This is a genomic window from Micromonospora sp. PRAS1 (assembly GCF_059553435.1).
This window is the reverse complement of sequence record NZ_JCANNB010000027.1, coordinates 57,770-73,546: the sequence shown is the minus strand read 5'-3', so window position 1 is coordinate 73,546 and position 15,777 is coordinate 57,770. Positions and strand designations below refer to the sequence as shown.

Below are 15,777 nucleotides of genomic sequence, written 5' to 3'. Positions count from 1 at the left end.
GGCAGGAAGGTGTGGCGCGTCGACCGGTGGACGGGCGCGTACCCTTGGGCATCATGAGCGTCCCGTCCACCACGCCGCGCCCGGTCGCGGAAAACTCCGTATGGCCTCGACTGGAGGCATTGCTGCCCCAGGTGACCAAGCCCATCCAGTACGTCGGTGGCGAACTGGGCGCGGTGGTCAAGGAGTGGGATGCGGCGACCGTGCGCTGGGCGTTGATGTATCCGGACGCGTACGAGGTGGGCCTGCCCAACCAGGGTGTGCAGATCCTCTACGAGGTGCTCAACGAGCTGCCCGACACGCTGGCCGAGCGGACGTACGCGGTCTGGCCGGACCTGGAGCAGCTGATGCGTACGCACGGCGTGCCGCAGTTCACCGTCGACGCGCACCGCCCGGTGCGGGACTTCGACCTGTTCGGCGTGTCGTTCGCCACCGAGCTGGGCTACACCAACCTGCTGAACGCGATCAACCTGGCCGGCATCCCGCTGTTGGCGGCCGACCGCACCGACGCCGACCCGGTGATCGTGGCGGGCGGGCACGCCGCGTTCAACCCGGAGCCGATCGCCGACTTCGTCGACGCCGCCGTGCTCGGCGACGGCGAGGAGGCGGTGCTGGAGATCACCGCGATCGTCCGGGAGTGGAAGGCCGAGGGCTGCCCGGGTGGCCGCGACGAGCTGCTGCTGCGGCTGGCCCGTACCGAGAGCGTCTACGTGCCGCGCTTCTACGACGTGGACTACCTGCCCGACGGCCGGATCCAGCGGGTCGTGCCGAACCGGGCGGACGTGCCGTTCCGGGTGCACAAGCGCACGACGATGGACCTGGACGCCTGGCCGTACCCGCGCAAGCCGCTCGTGCCACTGGCCGAGACGGTGCACGAGCGGTACGCGGTGGAGATCTTCCGGGGCTGCACCCGGGGCTGCCGGTTCTGCCAGGCGGGCATGATCACCCGGCCGGTGCGGGAGCGTTCCATCACCACTGTGGGGCAGATGGTGCAGCAGGGGCTGGAGTTCTCCGGCTTCCACGAGGTGGGCCTGCTGTCGCTCTCGTCGGCCGACCACTCCGAGATCGGCGACATGTGCTCCGGCCTGGCCGAGCAGTACCAGGGCACCAACGTGTCGCTCTCGCTGCCGTCGACCCGGGTGGACGCGTTCAACATCGAGTTGGCCCAGGAACTGTCCCGCAACGGCCGGCGGACCGGCCTGACCTTCGCCCCGGAGGGCGGGTCGGAGCGGATCCGCAAGGTCATCAACAAGATGGTGTCGAAGGACGACCTGATCCGTACGGTGGTCACCGCGTACACCAACGGCTGGCGGCAGGTGAAGCTGTACTTCATGTGCGGCCTGCCCACCGAGACGGACGACGACGTCCTCGAGATCGCCGACATGGCGCACGAGGTGATCAAGGCTGGCCGGGCCGCCACCGGCTCCAAGGACATCCGCTGCACCGTCTCCATCGGCGGCTTTGTGCCGAAGCCGCACACCCCGTTCCAGTGGGCGGCGATGGAGCGGCCGGAGGTCATCGACGGTCGACTCAAACTGCTCAAGCAGGCCATCAACGCCGACCGCTCGCTGGGCCGGGCGATCGGCTTCCGCTACCACGACGGCGAGCCGTCGCTGATCGAGGGCCTGCTCTCCCGGGGCGACCGCCGGGTCGGCGCGGTGATCCGCCGGGTGTGGGAGAACGGCGGACGGTTCGACGGCTGGAGCGAGCACTTCTCGTACCAGCGCTGGGTGGACGCCGCCGCCGAGGTGCTGCCCGGCTTCGGGGTCGACCTCGACTGGTACACCACCCGGGAGCGCGACGAGTTGGAGGTCCTGCCCTGGGACCACCTGGACTCGGGCCTGGACAAGGACTGGCTCTGGCAGGACTGGCAGGACGCGCTCAGCGAATACGAGCAGGACGACTGCCGGTGGACGCCCTGTTTCGACTGCGGCGTCTGCCCGACCATGGACACCGAGATCCAGATCGGCCCGACCGGCCGGAAGCTGCTGCCGTTGACCCCGGTCAACGGCCTGAAGCTGCCCACCGGCGCCCAGCAGTGACAGTGGTCGAGCCCTCAACGAGGAGCACGAAGATCAGTAAGAAACCACAGCCCGTAGGCGGTCAGGCGCCGGTCGTCCAGCGCGTCCGGATCCGGTACGCCAAGCGGGGGCCGCTGCGGTTCACCTCACACCGGGACTTCGCCCGGGCGTTCGAGCGGGCCCTGCGCCGCGCCGGCGTCCCGGTGGCCTTTTCCCAGGGCTTCACCCCGCACCCCAAGATCTCGTACGCCAGCGCGGCGCCGACCGGGGTGGCGAGCGAGGCGGAGTACCTGGAGATCGGCCTGCGCGAGCCGGTCGAGCCGGCGCAGTTGCGGGCGGCGCTGGACGCGGCGCTCTCACCCGGCCTCGACGTCCTGGACGTGGTCGTGGCCACCGGGGGCAGCCTGGCCGACCGGATCGAGGCGTCCCGTTGGCGGATCGAGCTGCCGGAGGTGGATCCCGACGTTCTGGTGAAGGCGGTCGCCGCCTTCACCGCAGCCGAGGAGGTGCTGGTCGAGCGGATGACCAAGCAGGGGCGGCGGACCTTCGACGCGCGCGGCGCGGTGATTGGCATCGATGTCGATGCCGCACCGGCGACGCCTTCCGGGGCACCGGCCGTACCGTGTGCGATACTCGAACTGGTCGTGCGGCAGGTCACCCCGTCCGTACGACCCGATGACGTCCTTTCCGGCCTCCGCGTGGTGGCCGGCCTGGAGCCGCCGGTGGCCCCGAAGGTGATCCGGCTGGCTCAGGGCACGCTGACCGCGCAGGGTGCGATCGTGGACCCGCTGGACGCGGACCGCGACGGGGCAACCATCGGCGGGCGCTGACCGACGGTCGGCGCCCAGACAGGCAGACTTCGCCGGTCGCGCACGCCGTGCGCCCGGGGAAACACCATTGCGGCGACCCTGCGTGGCAGCGCTCACCCGCGCCCGGGGAAGCCAGAACTGGAGAACGTCCATGCTCGAGAACGAGCCCGAGGGCGGCGAACGGACCGGCGCGAACCCGGCCGACGAGACCGCCGAGAACAGCACCGCCGACGCGGCGGGCACGCCGCAGGGCGCGGGGGTGCCACCGGACGCGACCGGCGTTGCGCCGGAGACCGTCGCGCCGGGGGAGACCGGTGCCGCCGTGAGCGGCACCGCCGACCTGGGGGGCGCGGCGGTGGCCGAGACGCCGCCGAAGCGACGTACCGCACGACGCCGGACCACCCCGCTCAGCCAGCCCGAGCAGACCGACGCGCCGGTGGAGGCGTCCAGCACTCCGGCGCCGGGCAGCGGAGAAGCGCCTCAGGCCGAGGTCTTCGCCCCGGTCGCCGCCGACCTGGAGGCCGCGCCGAAGACCCCACGCCGCCGCCGCAAGGCCACCGGCGCGCAGAAGGTCGCCGAGGAGCCGGTGGAGGCGGTCGAGGTGGCGGCGGCCGACGGTGACGTCGTACCGCCGCTCAAGGTCACCCGTACCCGCCGCAAGAAGGCGGCTCCTGCGGCGGCCGAGCCGGCCACCGACCAGCCCGAAGCAGCCGAGCAGCCGGCGGCGAAGCGATCCCCGGCGCGGAAGCGGACCACGGCGGCGGAACGCCCCGCGGCCGGTGCGCAGCCTGCGCCGGACGAGGGGCCGGCGGCCGGCGCGGAACCCGAGGCGGGCACCGAGTTCGGCGCTGGCGCGCCGGCGGCGAGCGGCGCCGCCGCGTCGCCGGCCGCGCCTGAGACGAACGTCGAGGCAGAGCCGGCGGCGGCTGCGGAGCCGGCACCGGGTACGGCAGCCGCCCCGCCCGCCCCCGAGGCGGCCGCAGAGCCGGCACCGGAGCCCCGGTCCCGCCGGCGGCGTGCGGCGCTCACCGCACCGACGGTGCTGTTCATGGCCCCGGAGGAGATCACCGCGGCCCGCGTCGCCGCGGCCGAGGCGGCAGCCCTGGCTGAGCAGGAGACCGTCGAGGAACCGGCCGAGCCGTCGCGGCGGCGTCGGCGCAGCCGGCGGGAGGCCGAGCCCGCGCTGGAGGTCGAGGCCACCGAGGAGGAGCCCACCTCGGCCGCCGAGGAAGGCGCCGAGGAGGACGAGGACGACGAGGAGGGCCTCTCCGGCCGTCGCCGTCGCCGTCGGGGTCGCCGGGGCCGGGGTCGCGGTAAGGGCGGTGCCGAGGACGCCGAGGAGAACGAGTCCGAGGAGCCGGTCCAGGCCGTGGCTGAGGAAGCCGACGAGGAGGCCGGCGACGAGGAGAGCGGCGACGAGGCCGAGGGCGACGGGATGACCCGTCGACGGCGCCGCCGTCGCCGCCGGGGAGCCAGCGACACCGAGGGTGCCGCCGACGACGGCGTACCCACCGTGGTGAAGATCAGAGAGCCGCGCAAGACCGTCGACGAGGTGCAGGGCGTCTCCGGTTCGACCCGTCTGGAAGCCAAGCGGCAGCGCCGCCGGGACGGCCGCGAGCAGCGCCGGACCCGTCCGCCGATCCTCAGCGAATCCGAGTTCCTGGCCCGCCGGGAGGCGGTCGACCGGGTGATGGCGGTACGCCAACGCGGGGACCGTACGCAGATCGCTGTGCTGGAGGACGGCGTACTGGTCGAGCACTACGTGACCCGTAACTCGGCGGCCACCATGGCCGGCAACGTCTACCTCGGCAAGGTGCAGAACGTGCTGCCCAGCATGGAGGCGGCGTTCGTGGACATCGGCCGGGGCCGCAACGCGGTCCTGTATGCCGGTGAGGTCAACTGGGACACCACCGGGCTGGAGGGGCGGGCCCGCTCGATCGAGCAGGCGCTCCGCTCCGGCGACTCGGTGCTGGTGCAGGTCACCAAGGACCCGATCGGGCACAAGGGCGCCCGGCTGACCAGCCACATCGCGCTCTCCGGCCGGCACCTGGTGTACGTGCCGGGCGGCAACGCCTCGGGCATCAGCCGCAAGCTGCCGGACACCGAGCGCAAGCGCCTGCGCGACGCGCTGAAGAAGCTGGTGCCGGAGGGCGCCGGGGTGATCGTCCGGACCGCGGCCGAGGGGGCCAGCGAGGACGAGCTGGCCCGGGACGTCAAGCGGCTCCAGGCGCAGTGGGAGGACATCCAGGCCAAGGCCGCCGAGGGCGGGGCGCCGGTCCTGCTCTACGCGGAGCCGGATCTCGTCATCCGGGTGGTCCGGGACCTGTTCAACGAGGATTTCCGCGAGCTGGTGATCGAGGGCGACGAGTCGTACGACATGGTCGAGTCGTACCTGTCGCACGTCTCGCCGGACCTGGTCACCCGGCTGCGCCGGCACGTCGGCACCACCGACGTCTTCGCCGAGTACCGCATCGACGAGCAGATCCTCAAGGGGCTCGACCGGAAGGTCTTCCTGCCCTCCGGCGGCCACCTGGTGATCGACCGGACCGAGGCGATGACCGTGGTCGACGTGAACACCGGTAAGTACACCGGGGCCGGCGGCAATCTCGAGGAGACGGTCACCCGCAACAACCTGGAAGCGGCCGAGGAGATCGTCCGTCAGCTGCGGTTGCGCGACATCGGCGGCATCGTGGTGATCGACTTCATCGACATGGTGCTGGAGTCGAACCGGGAACTGGTGCTGCGCCGGCTTACCGAGTGCCTGGGCCGGGACCGGACCAAGCACCAGGTCACCGAGATCACGTCGCTGGGTCTGGTGCAGATGACCCGGAAGCGGATCGGCGCCGGGCTGGTGGAGGCGTTCAGCGAGACCTGCGAGTGCTGCAAGGGCCGAGGGCTGATCATCCACACCGAGCCGGTGCCGGAGAAGCCACGCTCGGGCAGTGGCGACAAGGGCAGTGGCGACAAGGTCAAGGCGATCGCCTCGGCCGCTGCTCCGGTCGCTGTCGAGCAGGGCAGCGCATCGTCGCGCCGCCGCGCTCGCAAGAGCGCACCGGCCGAGCGGACCGTGGTCGAGGTCACCGAGACCGACACCACGAGCACCGCCGACGCCGACTTCCACGACACCATGGGCTACGACCTGTCCCGGTACGAGACGGACACGCCAGCTGCCCCGGACGTCGCCGACAGCCAGCAGGGCGAGTCCGCCCGGCTCGCCGCACCGGACGACCCGGACGCGCTCGGTGAGGCCGACGAAGAGGACGGTACGGAGAGCGGTACCGGTCGGCGGCGGTCCCGCCGGGGTGGCGCGCGCCGTCGTACCCGCCCCTGATCTAGGTCGACACTTCCGGGCCCCTCCTGGCGACGTAGCCGGGAGGGGCCCGCGACGTGTGTCACCTCGGCTGCCTGCGCGGCGCTGGCGTGCCGAAAGGGCCGGGCCGGTTTGGGGTCGGGGGTTCCGATGGCGTACGCTAACCTGCGGCGCACTTTGGTGTGCCGAGTTCCCGCGTGCCCGCGCCGCCGTGCCTCTGCTACCCGGCGGCCGCCGTGGGGACGACCGCCAGCAGCCTCAACGACAGGGAGTCCGCCTCCGATGTACGCGATCGTCAAGACCGGCGGCAAGCAGTACAAGGTCGCCGAGGGCGACGTGATCGAGGTCGAGAAGCTCGCCGGTGCCCCCGGCGACGCGGTGAAGCTCGCCGCGGTGCTCCTCGTCGACGGTGACGACCTGGTGACCGACGCGGCCAAGCTCGCTCAGGTCGAGGTGTCCGGTGAGATCGCCGCGCACACCAAGGGCCCGAAGATCCGGATCCACAAGTTCAAGAACAAGACCGGCTACCACAAGCGCCAGGGTCACCGCCAGCCGTTGACCCAGGTCAAGGTGACCGGCATCTCCAGCGGGAAGTAGGTCGTCTCAAGATGGCTCACAAAAAGGGTGCGTCCAGCTCGCGTAACGGTCGTGACTCCGCGGCCCAGCGGCTCGGCGTGAAGCGCTTCGGTGGTCAGGTCGTCAGCGCGGGCGAGATCATCGTCCGGCAGCGTGGCACCAAGTTCCACCCCGGTGACCTGGTTGGCCGCGGCGGCGACGACACGCTCTTCGCGCTGGCCCCCGGTTCGGTCCAGTTCGGCACCAAGCGCGGTCGTAAGACCGTCAGCATCGTGCCGCAGCAGTAGCTCGAAAGCGACAAGCGGGCCGTGGACCTGATGTCCCGGCCCGCTTCGCTTTTTCTCGCGCGGGGGCGGTCCCCGCTGGAAGGATTGCGGCGTGACTACCTTCGTTGACCGGGTCGTCCTGCATCTGCAGGCCGGCGACGGCGGGCACGGTTGTGTCTCGATCCACCGGGAGAAGTTCAAGCCGTTCGGCGGCCCCGACGGCGGTAACGGCGGACACGGCGGCAGTGTCTCCCTGGTGGTCGACCCGCAGGTGCACACGCTGCTCGACTTCCACTTCCGCCCGCACGTCAAGGCCGCGAACGGCCGCGGTGGCGCGGGTTCGAACCGGGACGGTGCCAACGGTGCCGACCTGGTGCTCACGGTGCCCGACGGCACGGTGGTGCAGAGCCTGGACGGCACCGTACTGGCCGACATGGTCGGCGCCGGGACCACCTTCGAGGTGGCCCGGGGCGGGCGCGGTGGCCGGGGCAACGCCTCGCTGGCCAACGCCCGCCGCAAAGCGCCCGGCTTCGCCGAACTCGGCGAGCCGGGTGAGCAACTGGACGTGGTGCTGGAGCTCAAGAGCGTCGCCGACGTCGGCCTGGTGGGTTTCCCGTCGGCCGGTAAGTCGTCGCTGATCTCGGTGATCTCCGCCGCCAAGCCGAAGATCGCCGACTACCCGTTCACCACGCTGGTGCCGAACCTCGGCGTGGTCCGGGTCGACAACCACACCTTCACGGTCGCCGACGTGCCCGGTCTGATCCCCGGCGCGGCCACCGGCAAGGGGCTCGGGCTGGAGTTCCTGCGGCACGTCGAACGCTGCGCCGTCCTGGTGCACGTGATCGACACCGCCACCCTGGAGCCCGGCCGGGATCCGTTGGCCGACATCGACACCATCGAGGCGGAGCTGGCCGCGTACGGCGGCCTGGCCGACCGGCCGCGACTGGTCGCGCTGAACAAGATCGACGTGCCCGACGGCCGTGACCTCGCCGAGATCGTCCGGCCCGACCTGGCAGCGCGCGGCCTGCGGGTCTTCGAGGTGTCGGCGGCCACCCGGGAGGGGCTCAAGGAGTTCACCTTCGCGCTGGCCGAACTGGTCGAGCAGGCGCGGGCGGCGACACCCCCGGCCGAGCCGACCCGGATCGTGCTCCGGCCGAGGGCGGTCGACGACGCCGGTTTCACCATCGAGGCGGAGAAGGACGGCTCGTACACGGTGCGTGGCGCCCGGCCGGAGCGCTGGGTACGTCAGACGAACTTCGACAACGACGAGGCGGTCGGCTACCTCGCCGACCGGCTGGCCCGGCTGGGTGTGGAGGAGCAGCTGGCCAAGGCCGGTGCCCAGCCCGGTGACCTGGTCCGGATCGGCGAGCGGGAGTTCGACTGGCAGCCCACGCTCTATGCCGGCGCCGAGTTCGTGCCCGGTGCGCGCGGTCGCGACGTCCGGCTGGAGGAGCGGCCGACCCGGGCCAGCGCGGCCGAGCGGCTGGCGGCCCGTAAGGCTCGCCGGCAGCGGCCCGCCGACGAGATCGAGCCGGCCCCCCAGACGGAGGACGCCGAGTAGCCTCCGGTCCCGGATCCGGCCGGCCGGGTCGGTTCGCGCCTCGCGGCGTGCCGAGATCGCGGGTCAGGGGCGGTCGAAGGGGTTGTCCGGTGCGGTGCCGGTGCCGACGTTGTTGGAGAGCAGCAGGCCCAGGGCCAGCATGCCGAAACCGAGCCCCAGGTGCAGGAAGTCGTCGGCACCGTTCACCGGGATGAAGTTGGCCGCGCTCTCGTCCTCGACCGCCCACCCGTACAGCCACAGGACGAGGTAGATCGCGCCGCCGCCGACCAGGAAGAACCGCGCGCCGGCCACCCGGCGGGCCAGCACCAGGCCGACCAGGCCGAAGCCGAGATGCAGCAGGTTGTGCAGGATCGAGACCTGGAAGAGGCCGAGCAGCTTCGCCCTCGAGTGGTGCCCGGCGAAGGACATGTCGCCGTAGTCGGTGGTGATGCCGGGAATGAAGCCGGCCACGCCGAGGAGCAGGAAGAGGCACGCCACCGCCAGGGCGGCGAGTTGGACCTTGCTGCGTCCCGCCCGGCCCCGGTCTGACCGATGCGCCATCGATGTCACCTCTGTGGATCGGGGCAGGGCCGGTGGCCGCCGGGGCGGCGAGGTCACCTACCTGCGATCTCGCTGGCCTGCTGATCCTCCATTTTGTCGGCCGGCGCGGGTGCCCCGCAGCGAAACGGCCAAGCTGAGCCGGGTACCGGCGAGGTCACCCAGGACCTGCGCGAGACGGCCCAGCAGGCGGCCGAGTCGGTCAGCTGCCTGACCGTGCTCCGCCGAGGGGCCGCACGCCGGCCGGGCACCCGTCCCGCGTCGGCGCTGCCCTTCGGCGGAGTCGGCCGGTAGCTGGCACGTCGGTGCCGACGGCGGGCCGCTCCGCCGCAGTCAGGGAGTCAGTCCAGGTCGAACTCGCCGTCCTGGGCGCCCGCGACGAAGGCGTCCCACTCGGCCTTCGTGAAGACCAGCACCGGGCCGTCCGGCTCGGCGGAGTTGCGCATACCGATGAGGTCGTCGACGAAGGCGACCTCCACCGCCGCCTCGGAGGTGTCGCCCTCGGCCCGCTGCCAGACCGCGCGGGAGAGGTCGAAGTCGCCCTTGGGGTGCGTTGTCATGGTCAGGTCCTCCAGGTCCAGGGGGAATTGGCGAGCCCTTCGCTCGGCCCATCGGGCAGGATAAGCGGATGCCGAGCCTGACCCGTGCAGAGTCGACCGCGCGTGGCGCGTCGATATCTGTCACGTCCTACCAGGTGGACCTCGACCTGACCGGGGACGCAGAGCGGTTCCGCTCGCACGTCACGATCCGGTTCCGGGCCACCGCCACCGAGACCTTCGCCGAGGTCAAGCCCGCGAAACTGCTTGCGGTACGCCTCAACGGCGTCGACGTCGACCTGGCCACGTTTGTCGACAACCGGCTGCCGCTGACCGGGCTGACCGAGGAGAACACGCTTACCGTCGACGCCGAGATGGCGTACACGAACAGCGGCGAGGGAATGCACCGGTTCGTCGACCCGGCCGACGGCGAGACCTACCTCTACGCGATGTCCTTCCTGGACGATGTGCAGCGCATCTTCGCCGCCTTCGACCAGCCCGACCTGAAGGCGCCGGTCACCCTCTCGGTCACCGCACCGCCGCACTGGACGGTGGCGGCGAACGCCGAGTTGGCCGCCAACCCGGAGCCGGGGCGCTGGGAGTTCGCACCCACCCTGCCGATCGCGACGTACTTCTTCACAGTGGTCGCCGGCCCTTGGCACGTACGCCGGGACAGCCACGACGGCATTCCGCTCGGCGTCTACTGCCGACGTTCCCTCGCCGAGCACCTGGACGCCGACGCGGAGGAGATCTTCACAGTCACCAAGCAGTGCCTGGACCGCTTTCACCAGCTCTTCGACGAGCGTTACCCGTTCGGCAAGTACGACCAGGCGTTCGTGCCGGAGTTCAACGCCGGTGCCATGGAGAACCCGGGGCTGGTCACCTTCCGCGACGACTACATCTTCCGGTCCGCGGTCACCGACACCCAGCGGGAACTGCGGGCCACCACCATCGCCCACGAGATGGCGCACATGTGGTTCGGTGACCTGGTCACCATGCGCTGGTGGGACGACCTGTGGCTGAACGAGTCGTTCGCGGAGTACCTCGGCACCCGGGTCACCGCCGAGGCGACCCGCTTCGGCGGGGCGTGGACGACCTTCGCGCTGCGGCGCAAGGCCTGGGGATACGCCGCCGACCAGCGGCCCTCCACCCACCCGGTCGCCCCGGAGCAGGTGGTCGACGCCGCCGAGGCGCTGCTCAACTTTGACGGCATCTCGTACGCCAAGGGCGCCAGCGTGCTGCGGCAGTTGGTGGCCTGGCTCGGTGACGACGCCTTCCTGGCCGGCCTGAACGACCACTTCGCCCGGCACCGGTTCGGCAACGCCACCCTGGCGGACCTGCTGGCGAGCCTCTCTGCCGCAAGTGGCCGGGATCTCGGCGGCTGGGCGCAGAGCTGGCTGCGTACCCCGCAGGTGAACACGCTGCGGGCCGAGGTGACCGTGGACGACCGGGGCCGGTACGCCGAGGTGGTCGTCGCGCAGACCGCACCGCCGACGCACCCGGTGCTGCGCCCGCACCGCATCGGGGTGGGCCGGTACGCCGTCGACGGCACCGCCGAACGCGTCGAGGTCGACCTGGATCCGAAGGTCGACGAGGGGCGTACGGTCCTCGCCGGGTTGGCCGGGCAGCCAGCGGCGGCGGTTCTGCTGCCCAACGACGGTGACCTGACCTTTGCCAAGATCCGGCTCGATCCCGCCTCGGCCGATGCCGTGCCGTCGTTGCTGCCCCGCCTAGCCGACCCGCTGGCCCGGGCGCTGCTCTGGGGCGAGGCGCTTGACGCCGCGACCGACGGCGAGCGACCGGTCGGCGCGGTCGTGGAGCTGACCGCGAGGGCACTACCCACCGAGACCGAGGTGATCATCGCCGAGGACGTGCTCGCGCTGAGCCGCTCGTTGGTGGACCGCTACCTCGACCCGGCGGCCCGCCAGGCCGCGCTGACCGTGCTCGCCGACTCCTGCCGGCGGTTGCTCGACGGTGCCGCGCCGGGGGAGTCGTTGCAGTTGGCCGCGGCGCGCGGGCTGATCGCCGCGACCACCGACGCCGAGCTGCTCACGGGCTGGCTCGCCGGCCGGGACGTACCAGCGGGGTTGGCGGTCGACGTGGAGCTGCGCTGGGCGATCCTGGCCCGGCTGGTGCTGCTGGGCGCGGCCGGCGCGGCCGAGATCGCGGCGGAGGCGGCGGCCGATCCGAGCGCCACCGGCGCGGAGCGCGCCGCCAGGTGCCGGGCGGCGTTGCCCGATCCGGCGGCCAAGCGGACCGCGTGGGAGATCATTGTGTCGAACACCGAGCTGTCCAACCGGCTGGTCGAGGCGACCGCCGCCGGTTTCTGGCAACCCGAGCAGGCGGAGTTGACCGCAGACTACGTCGAGCGGTACTTCACCGACATGCCGGCCGCCGCGCGGCTGCGTACGCCCTGGGTGGCCGACGAGGTGGCGGAGCTGGCCTTCCCCCGCTACGCCGTGGCGCAATCCACCCGGGAGGCGGCCGCGGCGCTGCTCGCCCGCGACGACCTCACCCCCGGGTTGCGCCGGGTGGTCACCGACGCCGACGACGACCTGCGCCGTGCCCTGGTGGTCCGGACGGCGGTGGCCGCCACGACCGCCTGACCACCGGTGGCCGGGGCGGTACGGAGGGTGCCGGCCCGGCCGGGTGCGGGTTCTAGGATCATGGGGTGGTGGACGACATCCGGCGGATCGGGATCATGGGCGGCACCTTCGACCCGATCCACCACGGGCACCTGGTGGCGGCGAGCGAGGTGGCGGACCGGTTCGGGCTCGACGAAGTGATCTTCGTGCCGACCGGCCAGCCGTGGCAGAAGGCGGACATGCCGGTCAGCTCGGCCGAGGACCGTTATCTCATGACGGTGGTCGCCACCGCCTCCAACCCGCGGTTCCAGGTCAGCCGGGTGGACATCGACCGGGGTGGCCCGACCTACACCGTCGACACCCTGCGCGACCTGCACGAGGTGTACGGGCCGAAGGCCCAACTCTTCTTCATCACCGGCGCGGACGCCCTGGAGAAGATCCTGAGCTGGAAGAACCTCAACGAGATCTTCGAGTTGGCGCACTTCATCGGGGTGACCCGGCCCGGCTTCGAACTCTCCGACGCGCACCTGCCGGCCGACACGGTCAGTCTGGTCCAGGTGCCGGCGATGGCGATCTCGTCCACCGACTGCCGGGCCCGGGTCGCTCGCGGTGCGCCGCTCTGGTACCTGGTGCCGGACGGTGTGGTGCAGTACATCGCGAAAAGACGTCTCTATCAGGAGTGATTCGACCGATTACGCCCGGTATTGGGCGAAAACCGGTAGGTCGCGAATCCGACCCGTGTGAGAGGCTGGAACCATCGCACGAATGATCGAAGGAGAACGGTGACAGTTTCCGAACGCGCTCACGAGCTGGCGATCACCGCCGCCCAGGCGGCAGCCGACAAGAAGGCTCAGGACATCGTCATCATCGACGTGGGCGACCAGCTCGCCATCACCGACGCGTTCGTGCTCGCCGCGGCCCCGAACGAGCGCCAGGTGCTGGCCATTGTCGATGCCATCGAAGAGGCGCTGCTCGACCTGCCCGAGAAGGCGAAGCCGGTACGGCGCGAGGGCGAGCGCGGCGGGCGCTGGGTGCTGCTCGACTACGTCGACATCGTGGTGCACGTCCAGCACACCGAGGAACGCGAGTTCTACGCCCTCGACCGGCTCTGGAAGGACTGCCCCACCATCCCGTTCGTCGACCGGGACCTGGCCCGGGCCGAAGCCGCCGCCGGATCGGGCGAGTGACCCGCCTGATCATCTGGCGGCACGGCAACACCGCCTGGAACGCCGCCAAGCGGGTGCAGGGCCAGTCCGACGCACCCCTGAACGACCTCGGCCGGGAGCAGGCGCGGGCCGCCGCGCCGCTGCTCGCCACGATGCGACCGGACGCCATCATGGCCAGTGACCTGAGCCGCGCGGCGGACACCGCCGCCGCGCTCGCCGCGCTGACCGGCCTGCCGGTGCGCTCCGACGCCCGGTTGCGCGAACGCTACTTCGGGAGCTGGCAGGGTCTGCTGCTCACCGAGATCACCGAGCGGTTCCCCGACGAGTACGCCCGCTGGCGGGCCGGTGACCCGGATCCGGGCTCCGGCATCGAGCATCTCGACGAGCTGGGTAAAAGGATCGGCACCGCGTTGCAGGAGGCCGCCGACGAGGCGCCCGGCGGCACGATCGTGGTCGCCACCCATGGCGGCGCCGCCCGGCAGGGGTGTGGCTACCTGCTCGGCTGGGAGCACGGCGTGCTGCGCGCGGTCGGCTCGCTGCGCAACTGCCACTGGACGGAGCTGCGCCAGGACACCGGGCGCGGGTGGCACCTGCGGGCCCACAACGTCGGGCCGATCCCGACCGACGGCACCCCTGCGGCCACCCCCGGGCTGGCTGATCCCGGCTGATCCGGTGCGATCGGCTACCGTGCCGAGCATGCCCGTCGCGGTCGTGACCGACTCCACCGCCTACCTTCCATCCGAGCTGGTGCCGGCGTACCGGCTGACCGTGGTGCCGCTGACCGTGGTGCTCAACGGCATTGAAGGGCTGGAGGGGGTCGAGGTCTTCCCGGCGGACGCCACCCGCGCCCTGAGCGCCCGTCGGGTCTCGGTGAGCACCTCACGACCGTCACCGGAGCAGTTCGCCCTCACGTACCGCGAGTTGCTGGACGCCGGGGCCGACGGCGTGGTCTCGGTACACCTGTCGGCCGGTCTCTCCGGCACGATCGAGGCGGCCGAGCTGGCCGCGGCTCAGTTCGGTGACCGGGTGCAGGTGGTGGACAGTCGCTCCTGCGGTATGGGTCTCGGCTTCCCGGCCATCGCGGCGGCCCGGGCCGCCGTCGACGGTACCGACCTGGCCGGCGTGCGGGCCGCCGCCGTGGACGCCGTCGGGCGTACCACGATCTTCTTCTACGTCGACACGCTTGAGTTCCTCCGCCGGGGCGGCCGGATCAACGCCGCCGAGGCACTGCTCGGCACCGCGCTCTCGGTCAAGCCGATCCTGCACATGCCCGACGGCGTCATCGTGCTGCGGGACAAGGTGCGTACCGCCAGCCGGGGCGTGGCACGACTGATCGACCTGGCCGTGGAGGCGGCCGGGGACGGGCCGGTGGACGTCGCCGTGCACCATCTCGCGGCGCCGCAACGAGCCGAACAACTGCTCGACGCGCTGGCCACCCGGCTCGACGACCGACTGTACGACACGTACGTCTCCGAGGCCGGTGCGGCCGTCGCCGCCCATGCCGGCCCCGGCCTGGCCTGCGTCGTCATCCATTGCCGCTGACGGCCGGTCCACCTCGGCCAGCGTACGTGGTGCTGCGGGACGAGGATGGGTCGTGCAGTTTGTTGCGGCTCGGGGGAGGGGTTGACCGATGTCCTCTGTGGTGACCGGGGGCGGGCGCGGAGTCGGCCGGGGAATCGTGGAACGGCTACTCGTCGGCGGCGAGACCGTCGTGCTGATCGAGCGTGATCCGGCGGCGGTGTCCTGGGTGCCGGGGCACCCCGACGCCGAGCGGCTTGTGGTTGTCGTCGGCGACGCCGCCGACGAGGGCGTCGCGGCCCGCGCCGCCGACCTCGCGGACCGAGCCGGGCCGCTGACCGGCTGGGTCAACAACGCCGCGGTGTTCCGGGACGCCTCCGTGCACGACGCCCCGGTCGGCGAGGTCGTCGACCTGATCACCCGCAACCTGCGCCCGGCCGTGGTCGGTGCCGCCACCGCGGTCCGCCGCTTCCTCGCCGCCGGTACCGCCGGCGCCGTGGTCAATGTCTCGTCCCACCAGGCCAGCCGCCCGGTGCCCGGTTGCCTGCCGTACGCCACTGCCAAGGCCGCCATCGAGGGGCTCACCCGGGCGCTGGCCGTGGAGTACGGCCGGTACGGCATCCGGGCCAACGCCGTCGCGCTCGGCTCGGTGTCGACGGAGCGGCACGAGGCGTTCCTCGCGGGCCAGGAGCCGGACCGGGTACGGCGGATCGAGGCGGAGCTGGCCCAGCTGCATCCGGTGGGCCGGATCGGCCAGCCGCAGGACGTGGCCGAGGCGGTGGCGTACCTGCTCTCCCCGGCGGCGGGCTTCGTCAACGGCGTCACCCTGCCGGTGGACGGCGGGCGCGCGGCGCTCGGCCTCGACCCGGAAGCCCGCTGAGGACGACGCCGGGAC

14 protein-coding genes are annotated in these 15,777 nt (G+C 72.0%); 12 read left to right on the top strand and 2 right to left on the bottom strand.

Annotated elements, in window-relative coordinates; genetic code table 11:
* The first annotated feature begins 53 nt into the window (after window positions 1-53).
* The 6 genes from AC507J_RS23030 to obgE all read left to right on the top strand — a co-directional run bounded on the left by AC507J_RS23030 (window position 54) and on the right by obgE (window position 8,540).
* Window positions 54-2,039, top strand: a complete 1,986-nt coding sequence (locus AC507J_RS23030) for a TIGR03960 family B12-binding radical SAM protein (protein WP_496291247.1) — start codon at window positions 54-56, stop codon at window positions 2,037-2,039.
* An 89-nt stretch (window positions 2,040-2,128) separates the two neighbouring features.
* Entirely contained in the window at window positions 2,129-2,848 is a 720-nt protein-coding gene (locus tag AC507J_RS23025) for a TIGR03936 family radical SAM-associated protein (protein WP_496291267.1), read from the top strand.
* A gap of 130 nt (window positions 2,849-2,978) precedes the next feature.
* Window positions 2,979-6,158, top strand: coding sequence for an Rne/Rng family ribonuclease (locus AC507J_RS23020; RefSeq protein WP_496291246.1), 3,180 nt, complete (start codon window positions 2,979-2,981; stop codon window positions 6,156-6,158).
* Between the two features lie 261 nt (window positions 6,159-6,419).
* The gene (gene rplU, locus AC507J_RS23015; protein ID WP_131304423.1) at window positions 6,420-6,734 is read left to right on the top strand and encodes a 50S ribosomal protein L21; all 315 of its coding nucleotides are present in this window, start codon (window positions 6,420-6,422) and stop codon (window positions 6,732-6,734) included.
* Between the two features lie 11 nt (window positions 6,735-6,745).
* The gene (gene rpmA, locus AC507J_RS23010) at window positions 6,746-7,000 is read left to right on the top strand and encodes a 50S ribosomal protein L27 (protein WP_496291245.1); all 255 of its coding nucleotides are present in this window, start codon (window positions 6,746-6,748) and stop codon (window positions 6,998-7,000) included.
* Window positions 7,001-7,091: 91 nt separating this feature from the next.
* Window positions 7,092-8,540, top strand: coding sequence for a GTPase ObgE (gene obgE, locus AC507J_RS23005; RefSeq protein WP_496291244.1), 1,449 nt, complete (start codon window positions 7,092-7,094; stop codon window positions 8,538-8,540).
* A 63-nt stretch (window positions 8,541-8,603) separates the two neighbouring features.
* On the opposite strand, the gene AC507J_RS23000 is transcribed toward obgE, so the two are convergent.
* Window positions 8,604-9,080, bottom strand: coding sequence for a DUF4383 domain-containing protein (locus tag AC507J_RS23000; RefSeq protein ID WP_496291243.1), 477 nt, complete (start codon window positions 9,078-9,080; stop codon window positions 8,604-8,606).
* Between the two features lie 338 nt (window positions 9,081-9,418).
* The gene (locus AC507J_RS22995) at window positions 9,419-9,637 is read right to left on the bottom strand and encodes a DUF397 domain-containing protein (protein ID WP_111244256.1); all 219 of its coding nucleotides are present in this window, start codon (window positions 9,635-9,637) and stop codon (window positions 9,419-9,421) included.
* Between the two features lie 68 nt (window positions 9,638-9,705).
* On the opposite strand from AC507J_RS22995, the gene pepN reads away from it, so the two are divergent.
* The 6 genes from pepN (at window position 9,706) to AC507J_RS22965 (ending at window position 15,762) form a co-directional block, all read left to right on the top strand.
* Entirely contained in the window at window positions 9,706-12,219 is a 2,514-nt protein-coding gene (gene pepN, locus AC507J_RS22990) for an aminopeptidase N (protein WP_496291242.1), read from the top strand.
* 65 nt (window positions 12,220-12,284) lie between these two features.
* Window positions 12,285-12,881, top strand: a complete 597-nt coding sequence (gene nadD / locus AC507J_RS22985; protein WP_496291241.1) for a nicotinate-nucleotide adenylyltransferase — start codon at window positions 12,285-12,287, stop codon at window positions 12,879-12,881.
* Window positions 12,882-12,980: 99 nt separating this feature from the next.
* Window positions 12,981-13,385 carry a ribosome silencing factor gene (gene rsfS / locus AC507J_RS22980; RefSeq protein WP_341717200.1) on the top strand — a complete coding sequence of 135 codons (405 nt, stop codon included), beginning with the start codon at window positions 12,981-12,983 and terminating at the stop codon, window positions 13,383-13,385.
* A complete protein-coding gene (locus AC507J_RS22975) occupies window positions 13,382-14,032 on the top strand; it encodes a histidine phosphatase family protein (RefSeq protein ID WP_496291240.1) in 651 nt (216 codons plus the stop codon). Before rsfS ends, AC507J_RS22975 begins: the two co-directional genes overlap by 4 nt.
* Window positions 14,033-14,060: 28 nt before the next feature.
* On the top strand, window positions 14,061-14,906 hold the full coding sequence (locus AC507J_RS22970) for a DegV family protein (RefSeq protein ID WP_496291239.1): 846 nt from the start codon (window positions 14,061-14,063) through the stop codon (window positions 14,904-14,906).
* Between the two features lie 88 nt (window positions 14,907-14,994).
* On the top strand, window positions 14,995-15,762 hold the full coding sequence (locus tag AC507J_RS22965) for an SDR family NAD(P)-dependent oxidoreductase (RefSeq protein WP_496291238.1): 768 nt from the start codon (window positions 14,995-14,997) through the stop codon (window positions 15,760-15,762).
* Window positions 15,763-15,777 lie beyond the last annotated feature (15 nt).